Here is a 20,794-nt window from a genome sequence, read left to right as displayed (position 1 = left end):
CCTTCCAATTAATATTGCTAGAAATTTAAAACTTTTTTCGCAGTTTCAAGGACATCTTTATAGTTAGGTAGCCAAATAGGTTCAGCTTGCGAGAATGGATACACAGTATCTGGTGCTGCAACACGTAATACTGGAGCCTCAAGACTTAAAATGGAGCGCTCTGTAATTTCTGCGACAACATCTGCTGCTATACCCGCTTGTTTTTGCGCTTCTTGAACGACGATAGCGCGACCTGTTTTCTCAACAGATGAAATAATTGTTTCAATATCTAAAGGAACAATTGAACGAAGATCGATCACTTCAACAGAATGACCTTCTTTCTCTAACTCTTCTGCCGCTTTAATAGATTCATGAACCATTGCCCCATAAGCGACAATCGATAAATCTGTTCCTTCACGTTTAATATCTGCTTTTCCGAGTGGAATCGTATATTCTTCTTCTGGAACTTCTTGACGGAATGAACGATATAATTTCATATGCTCTAAGAAAATGACAGGATCATTATCACGAATTGCGGAAATTAATAGTCCTTTAGCATCGTAAGGTGTCGAAGGAATAACCACTTTTAAACCTGGTTGTTGAGCCATTAGTCCTTCCAAGCTGTCCGCATGAAGTTCTGGAGTATGAACACCGCCTCCAAATGGAGAGCGAATGGTAATTGGGGCGTGATAGCTTCCACCTGAACGATAACGCATACGAGCAATTTGTCCACTTACAGAATCCATTACTTCAAATACAAAACCGAAGAACTGAATTTCAGGAACCGGGCGGTACCCTTCTAAAGCTAACCCGATTGCTAATCCTCCAATACCAGACTCAGCAAGCGGTGTATCGAATACACGATCTTCGCCGAACTCTTTTTGAAGACCTTCAGTCGCACGGAAGACTCCTCCGTTTAAACCTACGTCTTCACCAAATACAAGAACGTTCTCATCGTTCTTCAGCTCCGTACGCAGTGCTTCGGTAATCGCTTGAATCATTGTCATTTGCGCCATGGCTTACTTCGACTCCTTTTGCTTAAAGATTTCATACTGTTCTTTTAAGTTAAACGGCATTTCTTCATACATATTTAACATTAAATCCGTCACTTTTTGTTTTGGTGCATCATCAGCTTTTTTAATCGCTTTTTTAATGTCTTCTTTTGCTTGTTCAATTACTTCATTCTCTTTGTCTTCATTCCAAAGGTTTGATTTCTCTAAGAATTTACGGAAACGAACAAGTGGATCTTTTTTCTCCCATTCTGTGTCCATGTCTGAAGAGCGATAACGAGTTGGATCATCACCAGCCATTGTATGTGGTCCATATCGATAACACATTGTTTCAATCAGTGTTGGACCTTCTCCGTTTACCGCTCGATTACGCGCTTCGCGAGTTGCTGCATAAACTGCAAGAGGGTCCATTCCATCTACTAAAATCCCTGGAATCCCTGCTGATACAGCTTTTTGCGCAATTGTCTTCCCTTTTGTCTGTTTATCACGCGGTGTTGAAATCGCAAATTGGTTGTTCTGAACGAAGAAAATAGCTGGAGCATTATATGCACCCGCAAAGTTAATCCCCTCATAGAAATCTCCTTGAGAAGATCCACCGTCACCTGTATATGTAACTGCTACTGCTTGTTTTCCACGCTTTTTCAAGCCTAGTGCAACACCTGCTGTTTGAACACATTGTGCCCCAATAATAATTTGTGGTGGGAGAACATTAACACCTTCAGGAATTTGATTCCCTTGATAGTGTCCCCGAGAAAACAAGAACGCCTGATAAAGAGGTAGACCGTGCCAGATAATTTGTGGAACATCTCGATAGCCTGGTAGGACATAATCCTCACTTTCTAACGCAAAGTGAGAAGCGATTTGAGAAGCCTCTTGTCCTGCTGTTGGAGCGTAGAATCCTAAACGTCCTTGTCGATTTAAAGAGATAGAACGTTGATCTAAAATCCGCGTATATACCATACGTCTCATTAATTCTTGAAGTTCGTCATCAGACAATGATGGCATTGCTGATTCATTAACAATTTCGCCTTCTTCATTCAATATTTGAAACATTTCAAATTGCTTTTCGATATGTTCGAGCGTTTTTACTGCATCGAATTCTGCCTTCTTAGATTTAGAAGCCATGCAATTCACCTCTTCCTTTCATACACTAAAATTTAAATATTTTCATACAGAAATAGGATACCCATAAAATTTACGAATTACCACAATTCATAACGGACGATCTCTATTATTTTTCCACATTACAGGCAAAAGAAAACCTATACTATGAGTAATTCACAATTAAAAACTGTATCATTGATTCATAAAAACCCACTAATACAATAATGTGTGCTCGATTCATAGTTTACAATATTAAAATCAAGAAAGTCAATTAGTAAACACTAAAGAATATCTTTCTTATTTTTAATAATTATCTTTTCACTAACTAGATAAATATTACATCTGTATTATTAGACATATACAACCTGTATTAGTATTAAATCTAAATGTAGCCTTAATCTGTTACGTTTGCCATTCAGCAGGTCAACAGTCTACTAATAACCCACTACAAAGAAACAAATGTCAAACTGATTTATCTAACTCTCTCCTTATTTCCGCAAAAATAAAAAGAGGCTGGGACATATCTAAATTGACCATTCTTAAAGCCGAATAATTTTAAATTTAATTCAGCGATATAAATAAAAAACCCAAACTATTACGAAACTCTAAATTAGAATTCCGCATGATAGTTCGGGTTTTTCTTTGGCTAAAATACTTCTGCCCCAGCCTCTTTTTATTCTTCTACAATTTCGATATTGGCTGATTCGTAAAAAGATAGTTTTTTATCATTAAATTTTTCAGTTTCTTGGTTAAAAGCTTCATTTGCTTTAAAAATTTCTTCATAGGACTTATTTACATCAGTAATTTGTTTTTCCAGTTCTTCCATCGTTAAGTCTTCTTTTTTCAAATTTTCATACAATGTCCGATCCAGTTCTAGTCCTTTTTCATAAGCTGCTACCAGTTTGTCATGATGCTCATACCTGTCATTCATTATGGTCATCAATCCTTCTGCCTGTTTTTTCAGCTCATCATCTTCAATGTCTCCTACAATATCTTTCATTGAATTAAAATGGTCTTCGGCATCCTTTAAAGCGGTTTTTTCGATTTCAAATTTTTCAGTACGTTCAGCAATATTTATTAATGCTTCGTCTGAAAGCTCTACAATTTGATCATATTCTTTCATTCCTAATGAAATAACATTTCCGAAGATTTCTTGTTCCTTCTTTTCAAGTTCAGCAAGTGGTTGTTGAACTTCTTGAAAAGGTTGTTCCTTCTGAACCGTCTCTTCCATAATTTCATACATTTTTTCTTCAGCCGTTTGGCCTCCAAAACACCCACTCAGCATCAAAATAGATAGAAAAAATAATACACCCATATACACTTTTTTCACAAAAAATCCCCCTTATTCTTTACACTAATAACTATAAAGGTAGCTCCATTAAATGACAATATAAATCCTATCAGATGCCGTTAAAAATAGTTAATTGTCTTTTTCTCAGTTTATCTTATTAGTACGTCGGTTATGACTCTGCATTCATTTCTTTTATTGGTTCTCTTTTAGTTTACATTGATCCTATTTAAATTAATAATCAATGAATTCCATCATTTTTACCTTGATTTCGTTCAAAAAACACTAGAAATGCCCCAAAAGCGATTTTTTCACGTGAAAATATTTCGCTAAGATCTATGATATATAGCCTCCTTTGCGAATTCAGCCATTAATATAGTTCTTTGAAAAGGCTCTTTGCGTTTCTATCGTCGCTGTATCATCAATTTTTAATTAAACCCTCCATTTCATTGTTGATTTCCAACAAAAATAGACGATACCATGACATAAACAAAGCTATATCATAGATGATAAACCGATTCGAATATCCACAATTTTTGTGAGACCTACTTTGAAAAAAATGGAGTATTCAGGAATCACTTAAATATTAAACTTATCCCCCAAAAACAGTCTTAAACCATAATTGGGAAAAAATATTTTTTTATGTTTGACGGTGGTGGATCGCCCGCTATGGAGGTTTAGGATACCTTTCGTCTGTTGTCCTTAAAATAAACGGAAACCCACTTTATTCCATTCAACGTGTCTAAAATTGATACGTAAAAATCATCTGAAGTCTCTCCCTATCGACATTTATGGACTAGTGCGAATTCAATCATTAATATACATTAGTTAACTTTTCAATGCCAATTTGTTAGACTATACAATTGAGAAGTATTGAAAACCTGGAGGGAAGTAAATGATTACCATGAAAGATATTATCCGTGAAGGTCACCCCGCCCTTAGAAGAATTGCAGACCAAGTGCCTTTGCCTCCTTCTCAAGATGACCAGCAGGTTCTTCATGATTTATTGCAATATGTACAGAATAGCCAAGACCCTGAGAAAGCTGACAAATACGGTTTGCGTCCAGGTATTGGATTAGCTGCACCACAAATCAATATCTCAAAACAAATGATTGCGGTCTCTGTAACAGATGGGAAAGGAAATCAATACGAGCAGGCCTTATTTAACCCTAAAATTGTCAGTCATTCAATTGAAAAAGCGTACTTAACAAGTGGAGAAGGCTGTTTATCTGTTGACAGACCTGTTCCAGGATATGTCCCGCGCTATGCCCGAATAACCGTAAAAGGGTATGATATTAAAGGAAATGAAGTGAAGTTGAGATTAAAAGGACTACCTGCTATTGTTTTTCAACATGAAATTGATCATCTCAACGGCATTATGTTTTACGACCTCATTGACCAAAACAACCCACTACAACCCTTAAATGATGCTACACCAGTTGAGAGGTAAAAAAACGAGCGAAAAATCGCTCGTTTTTCTATGCCTGCTAATTCAGAGAATATTTTTTTGAGGCTCTTTTCGTATACACTGAGGCTATTTCATCATATTTTTGATTAAATCTTCCACTTCACAATTTATCTCCCTCAAAAATAAACGAAATGATGCCCGAAACAAAGCTATATCATAGATGGTAAACTGATTTGAAAAGCCACAAACTTTGCAAAAACAGCCTTTTAAAAACAATTTGAAAGCACCTAGAACGAGACACAAAATCTTTTTAAGTCATCTGAATTCTAACTCTTCGGAAAAACTATAAGCCTGTCTGCTAGTCTTTTACTTTCAATATAGTTAACTGCATTTCAGTTAAAGGCGCATCGCCATATACTTTATGATTGTTTCATTTTATTTTAGAAGGAACCACCCAGCTTTCTGCTGATTTCCACCTAAAATAGACGAAGAAATACCCAAAAACATATCTATATCACCATTTTTAGACTGATACGACAAGCAATAAACTCAGTGATAACAATCTAATTAAATTAATCCAAGCTCTTGCAAAGCATATGGAATTCCTTGATCTGACACATCTTTTGTAATGAAATCTGCATATTTTTTCAATTCATCTGATGCATTCCCCATTACTACCCCTGTACCGACCGATTGGATCATTTCGATATCATTCAATCCATCGCCAAATGCATAGACTTCATCAAGTGAAAAATCTAATTTGGAAATCATTTGTTTAATTCCTTCTGCTTTTGAACCGCCACTTGGCAAAATATCTACTGAATAATTATGCCAGCGAATAAAATGGAAGTCTCTATACTTTTGTCGATAGAATTTCTCTTCTTCCGCTTCACAAAATAGTAATGATTGATATATTTCTTTGTCCTGGTAAAATTGTTCATCACAATCTGGATGAGTAAACTTTAAACTTCCCATACTTTCTTCAATAAATGGGTGATGAGGGGTATTTCCTCTCATTGTTTTCTCATTTAAAAAAACGACTGGATGGGATTTTGTTCGTGCATCGCCAACTAATGCCTCAAGTGAGTTTGGGTGAAGCGGTTTTTTATAAATAACTTTGTTTTCAAAAACGACATATTGCCCATTAAAGCTTACGAACGATTCTATAGCCAATTCTTTGCGCAGAGCTTCATACATGAAGGGTGATCTACCTGTCGCTATTGCTACATACGTTCCATTTTGTTGCAATTGTTTTATGGCTTTTTTAGTAGTAGACGGAAGATTTTTTTCGTGATCCAAAAGAGTACCGTCTATATCAAAAAACACAATCTTACTCATCATTCTAAACTCCTTTAAGCTAATTTCCCCTGTTCAGGACTTACCGTAAACCTAATCAAGAGAATTGTCAATTCTTCTCCAGCTGTTACCTTTTAACAACCTGATAGAATCTAGAATCCTGCACATACTATAACCATCTAAAGCGATTGAAGCCTTCTAAACCTTTACTTTAAGGAAGAAAATAGTTAAAATGACTATTAAGGAGTGATCTACCATGTTAAAAAAGCTGCGTAAGAAGCTGCTTAAACAGTGGAAAGACTTACTCAGAAAAAAAACAATTGCTTAAATGTGTAAGCCCTTAACGTTTAGGAGGGCTTCTTCTTATTTATGATCACCTTTGACTTAAATAAGTCTTAGCAACACAAAGTAACTAGAATTTTACATACCTTTTTTAACAACATATAAAGAATATTTAATGAAATCATGTTGATAATACATGAAAAAGTTGATTACTTTTTATATAATAGAAAAAGTTATATTGAAAACGGATAAGGAGAGAAAGAAATGATATTTAAAGTCTATTTCCAAGAAAGCAAACAGGAAGCACCTGTTCGCGAAAACACTAAAACCATTTACGTCGAAGCCGATTCAGAACGCGATGTACGCCTAAGCCTAAAAGACCGTCCTTACAACATCGAGTTTATTCAATCTGTTCAAGAGGATTATCTTGAATATGAAAAACAAAACCCAAATTATGCAGTGGAGAATTAATTAATTTATGAAATTTGTAAAGAACGACCAAACAGCAGTTTTTGCCCTTGGCGGAATGGGCGAAATCGGTAAAAATACTTACGGCGTACAATTTCAAGACGAAATCATTTTAATTGATGCGGGGATAAAATTTCCTGAGGACGAATTACTTGGCATCGATTATGTAATTCCTGACTATACTTACTTAGTCAAAAACGCAGATAAAATCAAAGGTTTATTTGTTACACATGGTCATGAGGATCATATTGGTGGAATACCCTACCTATTAAAACAACTTAATATTCCAATTTACGGTGGGAAACTAGCAATTGGGTTAATTAAAAACAAACTAGAAGAACATGGACTTCTTCGTACAGCAGAATTGCATGTGTTTAAAGAAGACGATGTTATCAAGTTCAGAAAAACGTCAGTGACCTTCTTCAGAACGACTCACAGCATTCCTGATTCATACGGAATTGTTGTGAAAACTCCACCTGGAAACGTGGTTCATACTGGTGATTTCAAGTTTGATTTTACACCTGTGGGCGAACCAGCTAACTTAACGAAAATGGCTGAAATCGGAAAAGAAGGCGTATTATGCTTATTATCTGATAGCACAAACAGTGAAGTGCCTAATTTCACCATGTCAGAGCGACGTGTTGGTGAAAGCATTCATGATATCTTTCGTAAAGTAGACGGTCGCGTTATTTTTGCTACGTTTGCATCCAATATTCACCGTCTTCAACAAGTAATCGAAGCGGCTGTCCTACACGGAAGAAAAGTCGCTGTTTTCGGAAGAAGTATGGAATCCGCGATTAGAATAGGTCAAGAGCTAGGATACATCCAGGCACCGAAAGATACATTTATAGAATCGAACCAAATTAATCGCCTCCCAGCGAATGAAGTCACGATTCTATGTACTGGAAGTCAAGGGGAACCAATGGCTGCCCTTTCCCGTATCGCGAATGGTACGCATCGACAAATACAAATTCAGCCAGGAGACACTGTCGTATTTTCTTCATCACCGATTCCTGGAAATACAATTAGTGTTAACCGTACCATTAATCTATTGTTCAGAGCCGGAGCAGAAGTCATTCATGGCTCACTTAGCGATATTCATACTTCTGGCCACGGTGGTCAAGAAGAGCAAAAGCTAATGCTTCGCTTAATGCAACCAAAATTCTTTATGCCAATTCACGGAGAATACCGGATGCAAAAGATGCATTCAAGACACGCGATTGACTGTGGTGTATTAGAAGAGAATTGCTTCATTATGGATAACGGAGAAGTATTGGCACTAAGTGCTGATAAAGCTAGTGTAGCAGGGAAGATCCCTTCTGGTAATGTGTATATTGACGGAAGTGGAATCGGCGATATCGGAAACATTGTATTACGTGATCGTCGTATTCTCTCCGAAGAAGGCTTAGTGATTGTGGTCGTTAGCATGAACATGAATGAATTTAGAATAGCATCAGGACCTGATCTAATCTCGCGAGGATTTGTTTATATGAGAGAATCTGGAGATTTAATCAACGAAGCACAAAACCTAATCTCTAAGCATTTGAACAAATTACTTGATAAAAAGACCACTCAATGGTCTGAAATTAAAAATGAAGTAACAGATACATTAGCTCCCTTCTTATATGAGAAAACGAAACGACGTCCAATGATTTTACCAATCATTATGGAAGTGTAACGAGAAAACACCTAGCTTGTGAGCTAGGTGTTTTTGCTTTTTCGTCTAGTCAATCCTTGTATTCATTGAAATTAATCAATCAAACCTCTTACGCCTATCCTTAACTTATCTCCTCTGAGAGAAACAAAGAGTTCTCCTTAAATTAACTACTGTAAATTCCCTACAAGAAGTACTCCAAAATAGAGTTGGTATTTGATGGTAGGCGACCATAATGGTAATCTAATCTTTAGAACTGATGTTCGAACTCCTATAATGATATCCTGGCAATTAAATGAATTGTTTCATAGGTGAAAATACTTCGTTTAAATTCCAATTATGATTTAGCCTAGCCTAAATATTCCTTTTATTATACAAAGAGCTTGCAAAAATAGAGCTAAAAGGCAACATCATAAAGAAACGCATCTTGTTCGAAAACTACATTCTCTGTATAAGCAACCTAGAAGTCAGTCTTGCGATAAAAAAAACCTGCATGATACAGGTAGGGTTTCTCTAAAAATCTCTATAAAACTTTTTTTTCAAAACGATTTATATCAGTATCTGCTCCAATGACGATTAACACATCTCCCACACGAATTACATCTTCAGCTTGAGGTGAAACAATCACTTCATTTCCACGTTTAAAGGCAACAATATTTATTCCATATTTCGCTCGAATATCTAAATCAATCAGTGAATTACCAGCTAAATGAGCATTGGCAACAATTTCTACGATTGAATGTTCGTCAGATAACTCTAAGTAATCTAATACATTATTAGAAACGATATTATGAGCAATCCGTTTTCCCATGTCTCGTTCTGGATGAACGACGTGGTCCGCTCCGATCTTGCGAAGGACCTTTTCATGATAATCATTTTGTGCTTTTACGGTAATGTTTTCAACACCAATTTCTTTCAACATCAACGTTGTTAAGATACTTGCTTGAATATCATCACCTATGGCCACAATGACGTGATCAAAATTACGGCACCCTAAGCTTTTTAATACCGATTCATCTGTAGAATCAGCAACTACCGCATGTGACGCAATAGCAGAGTATTCGTTCACTTTATCGTCATCTTTATCTATTGCCATCACTTCCATGCCTTGTTCAGCTAACTCACGAACGATGCTGCCACCAAAACGGCCTAAGCCTATGACTACAAACTCTTTATTCACAGCTATTCCCCCACAATTGAAGTGATCACTTTTCCACTATTTTAGCATACTTATACTAAATTAAAAGGCAAACCTACTTATTTCCTTTCACATAATCTGCATCGAATAAAAATAAGCGCATGAGTAAAATGAGAGAAGGGATTAGCAAACACAATCCTGCAATAAATACGGTTACTAGCGCTGCGCCCATAGTTGGGTTTGTAACGCCAGATTCAAGTGTAATATATGGGTACAAGATATAAGGTAAGTGAGAAGCACCATACCCAAAAAAGGCGAAGAAGAATTGGAGCATGACAGCAATAAATGCAAGTCCATATGCTTTTTGCTTATAAATTAAATAAGAAGCGATGCCAAAGAAAAGCAAGCTTAATCCAAACATCCACCAAATCTCAATTGCGTTCATAAAATGTTCTAAATTATGTTCGCGTAATGCAACAAATACTAGTAGTGATGCAATTATCGTAGGCGGACTCCAAAATAATGCAAATTGCCTTAAAACAGCCTTCGATTGCTGATCCCCTGCTCGGTCCGCATAAAATGTTAAAAATGAAGCAGAAATAAACAGAACAGAAACAATCGAGAGACCTACAACACTCCATGAATATGGACTGGAAAATAGCTCTTTTGCTAGGAAATTCACTTTATCCTCTGAAACTTGTAGAAAGCCACCTTCTGACATCGTAAGTGCTGTAGAGAGTGATGCTGGAATTAACAAGCCAGTTGCACCGTACAAAAACAAAAACACAATATTATTCTTTGATCCATAATTTCCAAACGCATAAAACGATCCTCTAATAGCTAAGAGAATAATGGCTATGCTCCCTGGTATTAATAATGCTGTACCATAATAGTAAGCTGTGTCAGGGAAAAAACCGACCAATCCAACAAAAAAGAAGACAAAAAAGACATTTGTTACTTCCCAAACTGGAGATAGATATCGACTAATTAGACCATTTAAGATATGATCTTTTCCGACTACCTTCCCATAAAAGGCAAAAAATCCTGCTCCAAAATCAATTGATGCTACAATGAGATAGCCATATAAGAAAATCCATAAGACAGTGATTCCTAATACTTCAAGACTCAACCGAACCCCTCCTATCTAAGAGCGGGGCGAGATTTTCTCGCCTCTCTCATCATTACTTTATTGGAAAACGTTGTTCTAATTCCACATCTGCTGGCTTGTTTTTAAACATCTTTATCAGTACAAACACTGTGATGATCGCCAGCAATATATATAACAACACAAATAATATAAAGGTCAACCCAACCCCATCAGCCTTTGTGGCGGCTTCTGCTACTTTCATGTAATTTCGGAGTATCCAAGGTTGTCTGCCTACTTCCGCATAAATCCAACCAAACTCGATGGCAAGCATAGCTAATGGACCACTTACTACGATTCCCCATAAAAGTGGTTTCCACCATTCATTCCACTTCTTTATTTTCCATGTAAGAATAAAGAGAAAGGTAATAAATAAACTGAAAAATCCAATAGAGACCATTAAATCAAACATATAATGAATCCATAGCGGTGGAAGCTCATCCTGTGGAAAATCATTTAGCCCAATTACTTCAGTATCAAAAGAGTTTCCAGCCAAAAAGCTGAGGAAACTTGGAAGTCGAATTTCATTATGAATTTCATTGTTTTCATCTAGCGTACCGAATAGTATGAGATCTGCATTAGATTCTGTTTCAAAATGCCATTCTGCAGCGGCTAGCTTTTCAGGTTGGTATTCAGCTAAAAATTTGGCCGACAGGTCCCCTGCCAGAGCTGTACCGATTGCAAAAAGAAAACCGGCAACCATGGTTAAGCGAAGCGCTTTACGATGGTATTCACTACGACTTCCTTTCAAGATTGCATAGGCTGTTAACGCTCCTAATATCAAGGCTGCTGTCATATATGAAGTTGTTAACACATGTAATACTTTAGTTGGCGTTGCTGGATTAATCATTGCTGCGATTGGATCAATATTGACCGCTTTCCCATCAACTAAATCAAATCCCTGTGGCGTATTCATAAAGGCATTCACGGTTGTGATAAACAATGCCGAAGCAGATGAGCCAATCATAATAGGAATATTCAAGATCCAGTGGATCCACTTATTCTTAAATCGATCCCATGAATATAAATATATTCCTAGAAAAATGGCTTCGAAGAAAAAGGCAAAGGTTTCCATGAATAATGGAAGAGCAATCACTTGTCCGGCCACTTGCATAAAACTTGGCCATAATAAAGATAGCTGCAAGCCAATAGCCGTTCCGGTTACAACACCTACTGCCACAGTAATCGTGAATCCTCGTGCCCATCTTCTAGCTAACAATAAATAATGGCGGTCGTTATTTTTTATTCCCATGAACTCTGCAATGGCAATCATCACAGGTACACCTACACCTATAGTTGCAAAAATAATATGAAATGCAAGCGTTGTTGATGTCAACATTCTACTTAATATGACACTATCAAATTCCATATAATAGCCTCCTTACCCCATACTTTAATACATAACACTCTATACTCATTGTAAAGCCTTTACTTTACATTGTGAAGAGATGAACATGAATTTTCTGTGACATTTATCACAAATGTATGTTCCCATCTTAATATTTTAGTTTCTCTGAACTTCATAGATAAGAATTTTTTTAGACCGGACTAAAAAATATGCTCCTATCTTTTGAATTTTTTCGAGAGTTATAAGACCCAGGCTACCCCAATCACTGCTTGGTTTACATTTTCAAATTCAATGTCTATGGCTTCTTATAAAAAATGGCAAGACATCTATCTTATAACAAGAAAAACCGGGCGAAAACCATGCCCAGTCCGTTTTAGTTTAATCCGATCGTTTGTACTCTTATCATGAATCTTAAAATTAGACTTTTTTATAACTGCCCCCATTACGGAAACGACCGCATTACTCTTATTTTTATCTGTTCCTCGCTATTTTCCATAAGAATTGATGGAGTTTTCAAGATAATGAATGATCAAGTCGTGGTATATTCATTGCGCAAAAATAAGTTTGAATTTTCATCACGCCCATGATGGTTGGACGGATAATTGCCCATTGTTTCTGCTTGAATGTCACTCACTGAACATGATGCTCAAAAGGAGATTCGCTTCATATTATTTGTCTCCAAAATAGGAAAAACATAACCAAAAAGATATGATAGCTCAGATTTTTTTGCTTTCTTATCTCTCGAAAAAAAGGACTGATGATCATCAGTCCTTTCATTTACATAGCTTCCAACATTTTGAACTGCGTTTTCACTAGCTCATAGTAAACACCTTCTTGATCCATAAGGTCCTCATGATTTCCTTGTTCTTTTATATCCCCGTGATCAAGCACAAAAATATGATCGGCTTCCCGGATAGTTGAAAGTCTATGAGCGATAATAATCGCGGTTCGTCCATGTAACAAACGATTTAAAGCTGCTTGTATTTTGACTTCCGTTTCGGTATCGATTGAAGCGGTTGCCTCATCTAAAATAATGATACGTGGGTCAGCTAATAATGCTCTTGCAAACGACAATAATTGACATTGCCCAACAGAAAGGACATTCCCTCTTTCCTCAACTTCTGTTTCATATCCCTTAGGCATTTTAGTTATAAACTCATGTGCTCCAATCGCTTTGGCAGCGTGAATTACATCCTCATCGGTTGCATCTGGGCGTCCAAATCGAATATTCTCTTTGATTGTACCAGAAAAAATAAATGTATCTTGAAGCACGATACTAATCTGATTTCGAAGGCTTGAAATCGATATATCTTTTAAATCATAGCCATCAACAAACACATTTCCAGCAGTTGGGTCGTAAAAACGAGTAATCAAGTTTGCAATTGTCGTTTTTCCTGATCCCGTATGCCCTACAAGTGCAACGGTATTTCCTTTGTTCATTTTCAAATCAATTCCGTTTAATGCCTTACGTTTACCATCGTATGAAAACTCGACAGAACGAAACACAATTTCTCCTTGAATATCTTTTAATTCAATCGCTTTTTCAGCCTCTGACACAATTGGTTTTTCATCTAAAAATTCAAATATTCGTTCAGAAGAAGCCATGCCGATTAAAAGCTGATTGTAGACCATACCAAGACGAGATATAGGCTCCCAAAACATCCCTAGATAAAAGGCAAAGGAAACAAATTCTCCTAATTGCAAACTACCTGCATTGATTAAATGTGCACCATACCAAATAAGTACAGCTGTCCCGACAGCGTTCGTAAGTTCTACTAAGGGGCGAAACATCGCATTCTTTCTAGTCGCTGTTCTCCAGCTATCAAAACTTTCTGTATTCACTCCGTCGAAGAACATCATATTTTCTTGTTCTTGAGTAAAGGATTGCGTGACGCGAACCCCTTGAATGCTCTCATTTAAGTGTGAATTCAATTTCGCTTGTTTAGTTCGAACATCTTGCCAAGATCTGCGGATTTTCTTCCTCAATGTTGTCGAGATTAAAAACATTATCGGCAGAATTACTAACACAGCGAGTGTAAGTTGTGGGCTTAGAGTAAATAGAATAACCACAATTCCCAAAAGCAATATAAGGTCCATCAATAAATTTATTACGCCATTTGTAAACAATTCCTGGAGTGAATTAATATCATTCATAATACGAACGAGAATTGATCCCGCTGAGCGTTGATCGAAGAAGCGATGCGATAACCACTGGACGTGTGAAAATAGATGCTTTCTCAAATCATAGATTACACTTTGACCAAGCATATTCATCCACCTTATTCTTAATACATTAGCGACGTAATTAAGGATATAAAGCGAAACAATGACCATAACTAGTATTGTCAATAAATTCATATCTCGATTTTGAATGGCTCTATCTAATGTATACACACCTATTAGGATTGGGATTGAGAGCCGAACTGCCGTTGTAATAATAACCATTAAGATAGACAATGGCACTAAATTTTTAGTGTAGGGCTTTACGTAGGCAAGTAATCGCCACAGCTGCCTCCAGTTAAATGACTTATCGATTATTTGATCAGTCGAGTAATGAAATCGCTTTTGAATTCGATTATGTAGTTTACTTTGACTCATTCAATCACCCCTTCTGTCCCTGAAGTATTCGCTTCTGATCTTTATATTGAATCTCATAAATTCGCTGATACGGTCCGTTATTTCTTAATAATTTCTCGTGCTTTCCACGCTCAACAATCCTACCATTTTCTAAAACTAATATTTCATCTGCATGTTTTAGAGAAGAGATTCGGTGAGCAATAATAAACGTCGTCCTATTTTTCATGACGTCTTTTAATTCTTTTTGAATTTGGAACTCTGTTTCCATATCAACCGCACTTGTCGCATCATCCAGTATTAAAATTGAAGGATCGGTACAAATAGCACGTGCGATGGCGATGCGTTGCTTTTGCCCACCAGATAAACCTAATCCTCTTTCCCCCAGAACCGTTTCATAGCCATCAGGAAGTTCACAAATAAATTCATGAGCTTGCGCACTTTTAGCTGCCTCAATTACTCTTTCCATTGTCACTTCTGGCCGTCCATAGGAAATATTTGCGGCGATTGTTGAAGAAAATAAAAAGGATTCCTGGAGTACGAAACCTACATTTTGCCGAAGAGATTTTAGCGAATATTCTTTCACATCTTCTCCATCAATCTTTACGATTCCCTCAACTGGTTCATAAAAGCGTGTCATAAGCTGAGGAATACTTGTTTTACCGGATCCGGTTTCGCCAATCAGTCCTATCACTGATCCCGGCTGAGCTTTAAACGAAATCTCTTTTAAGGCCGCATCTTCTTCGTTTGTATATTTTAACGTGACGTTATCGAAGTCCACGTCTCCTAAAAATCGATCTACATGAAGAGGAGAATCTTGGTCTTTAATCACTTCATCTACCTCAAGAATTTCTAATAAACGCTCCCCAGAAGCCTTTGACTGAGAAAAAAGATTGATCGTAAAACCAAGATTCATAATCGGCCATATGATATACCAAACTAAGCTATAAAATGCGACAAGCTCTCCAGGTCTCAACGAACCATTGATGACTAAATATCCTCCATATCCTAGGAGTGTGACCACACTTATATTCCCCAAAAATTCCATTAAAGGAAAAAATTTAGCCCATATATTGGATGTGAAAATATAATTTTCTTTATAATTTCCATTTGAAGAATTAAACTTTGAGATTTGGTGTTCTTCTCTTGATAGACTTTTTACCGTATTAATTCCACTAATGTTTTCTTGTACATTGGTATTTAGTTTTCCAAATGATTTACGGATACCCCTGAACGCAGGATGAACCGCTTTATCAAATTTATAGACGACAATCGCCAAAAAAGGAAGTGTGATCAGCGTAACAAATGTAAGTGACACCGAATAATACATCATGACACTAAAGCTAATTGATATTAGAAGTAAAAAACGAATCAATTCCGTAAAACCGAACGACAAGAAAAAACGGAATGCTTCCACATCTGCCGTCAATCTCGACATTAAATCACCTGTTTTGGCATTATCATAGTAGGAAAACGGGAGAAATTGTAGTTTTTCATATAACACATTTCGCAAACGATAGACCGAAGAGATTCCAAACATATCCCCATTATACTGCTGAAGAAATGTGGCGAATCCTTTTAACACCATAATTCCTACAAATCCTAATGCCAAATAAGGAATTATTTCATAGTTGCCTTTTAGGACCGCTTCATCTATAGTCATCTGTAAAATAATCGGATAGACGACTGTGATGACGGTTACAAATAATAGAAAAATCATTGAAGTAAAAAAATACCGTTTATACGGCCAGTAGAATTCTTTTAATTTTTTGAATACTTCCATATTCCATCCCCCTCTCATGTTGTAACAAAATGACTTATTTCTAAAAATTAGTTGCTCTTGTTTAGAAAGGCTGTTTCGCACAGAATGTTGCATATCCGCTGCAGGTTTTTATCATTTTAAATAATCCGTTTCGGGGCATTATTTTGTCTATTCTTGAACGTGATCCATACAAAAACGGTAAACCTAAAAAATGATGGGAGAAAAACATAATATTGTCTACGGATAGCCCTTAGAATAAATCTGCTTTTGGTTTTTTCAATCCATAATTCAACCATATTTATGGAAAAATGATTAACAGATATTATGAAACAGGCATCAAAAAAGAACATAGTAATAAATATATCGAATCCCGAAACAAATTACCAGTTATTTGTTTGAATTTTTTCTAATTTCAAATAGTTAATCTTTTCTCCTTTTTATGTCTAATGAAACCTTTTATCTTCTCATTCGTATAGTAAAGAAATCGCATTTGAGAGGAGTACTTATACAATGAAATTTATTTTTCTTCTATTACTAACAACCTTTATGGTTCCTTGGGAAAAGCCAAAGTCTCTTAATAAAAGCATGATTTTGCCCATTTTATTTTGGATTGTAATTGGTTTAGGAGAGTATTTTATACTTTTCGATAATAATATATCATCCATTTTCACTTCTTACGCGGTAATTGCTTCAGTTTTTATTTTCGTAAGCTTATCTCTTCAAACCAAACATAAGAACATGTTGACCTTAGGGAAAATGGCGATTTCTTTATTACTACTTGGAGGATTTATTTATAGCAGCTTTATCCATTCACTCGTGATTGCGAAAGACAAGTATTCATCGGTTGAAAAGATTGAAAAAGATTTATCTGAAATGTTCACAGAGGACGATACCCCTTTCTCGGTTCCTCCCGAGACAGCTAAAAACAAAATGAAAAAGGTATTCGGAAACCTTGATAAAGTATCTTACTTTGAATTAGGTGAACTCACTCCCCAAATTGTAGACGGTGAATCTCTGTATGTTGCTCCTATTGAAGCTTCGGGATTCTTTAAAGCTAGAAGAGCAGGTTTTATTCCCGGGTATATTACGATGTCCGGAACAAATCCTGATGCTGAAGCTAAACTAATTGTAGGATATGAAATGGAATATGTACCAAGCATGTATTTCGGAAAAAATTTGGAGCGAATTGTTCGCCAAGCAGAACCCGATTTAATTTTTAACGGAGAAGCCAAATTTGAAATAGATGATCAAGGAAATCCATACTATACGATGACCTATGGTAAGAAAATATCTTTACGCTCAGGGTTTATGGTAGAAGGAGTTGTTGTAGTTGATCCACAAACGGGAATCACCAATACCTATACAATAAAAGATGCTCCATCGTTTATTGACGGTGTTTTGAACCATGAATCAGCTTCCTTAGAGAATGACTATTTTGGTTATTATGTTCACGGATTTTGGAACAATGTCTTCTCTCAGAGTGATGTAAAAATCCCGACTGATTGGGGAACTTATGAAGGAGTCACACCTATTTTTAGTAAAGATGGTAAAATGTATTATTTTACGGACTTTACTTCTCCTAAAGAAGGAGTTGATTCTGCTCTAGGATACTCTTTAATCGATGCGAGAACCGGTGTTTTGTATTACTATAACGGTGATTTAGTAAAGGGCATTATGGATGGCTCTGGAGCAAATGAAGTCGTCGACAATTCCTTTAAAAAAGAAAAATGGCATGGCACCATGCCCGTTATTTACAATGTATATGGCAAACCAAGCTGGGTAGTGCCAGTGACTGATGATGGTGGCCTTGTCCGGAGCTATGCTGTGATGTTAGCTTCAAATGCCAAAGTATTTGCCACTGGATCTACACAACGAGAAGCATTCAATAAATACAAGACCGTCCTTTCGAGAGGAGACTTAACGAAGCGCCCAAGTTCACAGAGTGAATCAAAAGAAATCCAAGGAAATGTTCAACGTGTATACAAAGAAACTGGCGAAGAGCTTACAATCGTTTTTGTACTTCTTGAAAATGATAATCGCGTGTATATGATTTCCTCCGTGGATTTCCCTTACAGTATATTCACTGAAGTTGGGGATACTGTACTTTTCACTTATTCCGATACTGGAGAACAAATTCTTTCAGTTACGGAATTTTCCAATAAAAGTTTAGAATGAGAAACGAAAGTGCCTAACTACCATACTGTTCCTTGGTTAGTATGATCTAATAGTGAAACAAAAGGCTGCTTTCGCAAAGTTTGTTGCTTTTCGAACCAGTCAATGATCGTTGATGTAGCCTTGTTTCGGGCATCATTTACGAAAGGCGGAAGTGGCTGCCCTGCGGCGTCAGGCAAATGAAGAACTCGGAGGTGATGCCTGCATCGCTGGAGCGTTATTCATTTGACCCCGAGCCGCAAGCCACTGTAGCTGGACAAAAAAAGGCGGAAGTGGCTTCCCAGGGACGGCTGACAAATGCCCGAGTCCCTAGCCACTGCAGCTGGATCCGTTTATTTTTGATGGAAATCAACTGTGAAATGTGCGGTTAAATCAAAAACCAGATGTTATAGCCACAATGTATTCGAAAAGAGCCAAACAAAAAGAAGCATGGAGAGAAAACATCCCATGCTTCTTTTTTCTTCAAAAAACCTCAGAGTAATATAGTGACACCAATGTAGATCAAATTAATCTGCTGACTCCATTTCAGCCAATACACGATTGACTCGTTTTTCTAACATCTTCATACCACTTCCACCGGCCTGAAAATGACGCAAGCTACCCTCTTTATCAAACACATAATAAGCAGGAACATATTGATTTTCAAAGGCATCAGTTAGCTTATGCTCGTTATCAATGAAGATGGGTTGAGATATATCATGTTCACTTGCGACCTCTTTAATTTTCTCAAGATTTGTATCCTCTTCTGAACGAGGCATATGTACGGCAACTACATTTAATCTATCTTTATATTTATCACGAAACTCATTCACTTGTGGCATTGCCTCTTTGCATAAATGACAGCTAATGGACCAAAAATGAATCAATGTTGGTTTTTCGCCGACAACCTCTGCTTTACTTACTTCACCATTCAACCATTCTGTTGCACCAGTTAATTCTGGCATCGGGGTTCTTAATCTCATGAATATTCCTCCTCTAAATTATCCTAGACTGTTATTTACAAGGACGGATAAACTTGACTTCTATAATATAGTGATCATTTCGTATAGGATGTTTTATTTTGAATAATTAGTAAAATATATACGAAAAACTTCATCCGGTGTCCCTACGGCCACCGTTTCCTTTTAAAAAAGACCTAACGAATCGCTAGGTCTTCAGATAGATAAATTAAAGTGTAGCTTGTCCTGGTTTCCAGTTGGCTGGGCAAAGTCCACCTGTTTGAAGAGCTTGAAGAACACGAAGTGTTTCTTCTACATCACGACCGATGTTGTTATGGAAAACCGTTTGATACTGTAGTTCACCTTCAGGATTAATAATGAATAATCCACGAAGAGCTACACCCTCTTCTTCAATTAACACACCATAGTCACGTGAAACAACATGATTCGTATCAGCAGCAAGCGGATATCTTAATTCACCTAATCCGTTTTCTTTACGATCTGTGTTAATCCAAGCCAAATGAGTGTGAATCGTATCTGTCGACACACCTACGATTTCTGCATCCAAGTCCTCAAATTCGTCATAACGATCAGACATTGCAGTAATCTCTGTTGGACATACGAAAGTGAAGTCCATTGGATAGAAGAATAATACTGTCCATTTGTCATTTTTCATATTTTCTTCCAAACTTACATTGCCAAATTCTTTGTTTGCAAGTACTGCATCCATTTCAAATCGTGGAGCTTGTTTTCCTACCATACGTTCTGCCATAGTGTAATCCCTCCAAATAAGTTAAAATGAGAAAATAGATACTCATTTCTCATTTACTTTCTTTTCAACAAGAATAATTATAAAATAACTAGCTATTCACGTCAACTCTTATTTAAAATAAATATAAATAAAAAATGATTATTGAATAACAAATACTCTCCTACTTTGTTTTTCCCAATTGCTGAATAAATTACTCTCAATTAGTTTTTTCCAATCACTAAGAGTAAGTTTATCATTCTTTCGATTGGGAATAAAATATAATGCATCTATTCGCAACCTTTACATCCATTGGAGGGTATGAGAAAGTTTGAAATTAATAGATGTTTTACAAAGTTTGTGACTCTTCTAGTCAGTGGTTAATCTATGATATAGTTTTGTTTCGGGTCATCTTTTCGTCTATTTTGAACGAAATTCATACAAAAATGGAGAATTTCATGGATTATTAAAGTTAAAAGTA

At 36.5% G+C, this 20,794-nt stretch carries 16 protein-coding genes; 5 read left to right on the top strand and 11 right to left on the bottom strand.

What is annotated here, in order from left to right:
* Positions 1-17: 17 nt before the first annotated feature.
* From U8D43_RS06930 to U8D43_RS06920, 3 genes are all read right to left on the bottom strand, one after another.
* A complete protein-coding gene (locus tag U8D43_RS06930; RefSeq protein WP_335870450.1) occupies positions 18-995 on the bottom strand; it encodes an alpha-ketoacid dehydrogenase subunit beta in 978 nt (325 codons plus the stop codon).
* Between the two features lie 3 nt (positions 996-998).
* On the bottom strand, positions 999-2,114 hold the full coding sequence (gene pdhA, locus U8D43_RS06925) for a pyruvate dehydrogenase (acetyl-transferring) E1 component subunit alpha (RefSeq protein ID WP_335870449.1): 1,116 nt from the start codon (positions 2,112-2,114) through the stop codon (positions 999-1,001).
* A 652-nt stretch (positions 2,115-2,766) separates the two neighbouring features.
* The gene (locus U8D43_RS06920) at positions 2,767-3,423 is read right to left on the bottom strand and encodes a YkyA family protein (RefSeq protein ID WP_335870448.1); all 657 of its coding nucleotides are present in this window, start codon (positions 3,421-3,423) and stop codon (positions 2,767-2,769) included.
* Between the two features lie 853 nt (positions 3,424-4,276).
* Here U8D43_RS06920 and def point away from each other — a divergent pair.
* Complete coding sequence (gene def, locus U8D43_RS06915) at positions 4,277-4,831, top strand: peptide deformylase (RefSeq protein WP_335870447.1); 555 nt, start codon at positions 4,277-4,279, stop codon at positions 4,829-4,831.
* 525 nt (positions 4,832-5,356) lie between these two features.
* On the opposite strand, the gene U8D43_RS06910 is transcribed toward def, so the two are convergent.
* On the bottom strand, positions 5,357-6,130 hold the full coding sequence (locus U8D43_RS06910) for a Cof-type HAD-IIB family hydrolase (protein ID WP_335870446.1): 774 nt from the start codon (positions 6,128-6,130) through the stop codon (positions 5,357-5,359).
* A gap of 501 nt (positions 6,131-6,631) precedes the next feature.
* On the opposite strand from U8D43_RS06910, the gene U8D43_RS06905 reads away from it, so the two are divergent.
* Both U8D43_RS06905 and rnjA read left to right on the top strand, forming a co-directional pair.
* Positions 6,632-6,838 carry a DNA-dependent RNA polymerase subunit epsilon gene (locus U8D43_RS06905; protein WP_335870445.1) on the top strand — a complete coding sequence of 69 codons (207 nt, stop codon included), beginning with the start codon at positions 6,632-6,634 and terminating at the stop codon, positions 6,836-6,838.
* A gap of 7 nt (positions 6,839-6,845) precedes the next feature.
* Positions 6,846-8,513: a ribonuclease J1 gene (gene rnjA / locus U8D43_RS06900; RefSeq protein WP_335870444.1), complete on the top strand. Its 1,668-nt coding sequence runs from the start codon at positions 6,846-6,848 to the stop codon at positions 8,511-8,513.
* A gap of 499 nt (positions 8,514-9,012) precedes the next feature.
* On the opposite strand, the gene U8D43_RS06895 is transcribed toward rnjA, so the two are convergent.
* From U8D43_RS06895 to U8D43_RS06875, 5 genes are all read right to left on the bottom strand, one after another.
* Positions 9,013-9,669, bottom strand: a complete 657-nt coding sequence (locus U8D43_RS06895; RefSeq protein WP_335870443.1) for a potassium channel family protein — start codon at positions 9,667-9,669, stop codon at positions 9,013-9,015.
* 73 nt (positions 9,670-9,742) lie between these two features.
* On the bottom strand, positions 9,743-10,756 hold the full coding sequence (locus tag U8D43_RS06890; RefSeq protein WP_335870442.1) for a cytochrome d ubiquinol oxidase subunit II: 1,014 nt from the start codon (positions 10,754-10,756) through the stop codon (positions 9,743-9,745).
* A 52-nt stretch (positions 10,757-10,808) separates the two neighbouring features.
* Complete coding sequence (locus U8D43_RS06885) at positions 10,809-12,140, bottom strand: cytochrome ubiquinol oxidase subunit I (RefSeq protein ID WP_335870441.1); 1,332 nt, start codon at positions 12,138-12,140, stop codon at positions 10,809-10,811.
* A gap of 756 nt (positions 12,141-12,896) precedes the next feature.
* Complete coding sequence (locus U8D43_RS06880; protein ID WP_335870440.1) at positions 12,897-14,717, bottom strand: ABC transporter ATP-binding protein; 1,821 nt, start codon at positions 14,715-14,717, stop codon at positions 12,897-12,899.
* 4 nt (positions 14,718-14,721) lie between these two features.
* Positions 14,722-16,476 carry an ABC transporter ATP-binding protein gene (locus tag U8D43_RS06875; RefSeq protein WP_335870439.1) on the bottom strand — a complete coding sequence of 585 codons (1,755 nt, stop codon included), beginning with the start codon at positions 16,474-16,476 and terminating at the stop codon, positions 14,722-14,724.
* Positions 16,477-16,965: 489 nt separating this feature from the next.
* On the opposite strand from U8D43_RS06875, the gene U8D43_RS06870 reads away from it, so the two are divergent.
* Positions 16,966-18,630, top strand: a complete 1,665-nt coding sequence (locus U8D43_RS06870) for a DUF3981 domain-containing protein (RefSeq protein ID WP_335870438.1) — start codon at positions 16,966-16,968, stop codon at positions 18,628-18,630.
* A gap of 176 nt (positions 18,631-18,806) precedes the next feature.
* Positions 18,807-18,998, top strand: a complete 192-nt coding sequence (locus tag U8D43_RS06865) for a hypothetical protein (protein WP_335870437.1) — start codon at positions 18,807-18,809, stop codon at positions 18,996-18,998.
* Between the two features lie 135 nt (positions 18,999-19,133).
* Here U8D43_RS06865 and U8D43_RS06860 read toward each other — a convergent pair whose 3' ends face one another.
* Together U8D43_RS06860 and U8D43_RS06855 are read right to left on the bottom strand one after the other, a co-directional pair.
* Positions 19,134-19,589 carry a TlpA family protein disulfide reductase gene (locus tag U8D43_RS06860; RefSeq protein WP_335870436.1) on the bottom strand — a complete coding sequence of 152 codons (456 nt, stop codon included), beginning with the start codon at positions 19,587-19,589 and terminating at the stop codon, positions 19,134-19,136.
* Between the two features lie 205 nt (positions 19,590-19,794).
* The gene (locus U8D43_RS06855; protein ID WP_335870435.1) at positions 19,795-20,337 is read right to left on the bottom strand and encodes a peroxiredoxin; all 543 of its coding nucleotides are present in this window, start codon (positions 20,335-20,337) and stop codon (positions 19,795-19,797) included.
* Between the last annotated feature and the right edge of the window lie 457 nt (positions 20,338-20,794).

The organism is Bacillus sp. 2205SS5-2 (assembly GCF_037024155.1).
GTDB lineage: Bacteria > Bacillota > Bacilli > Bacillales > Bacillaceae_K > Bacillus_CI.
This window is presented reverse-complemented; position numbering and strand designations above follow the sequence as displayed.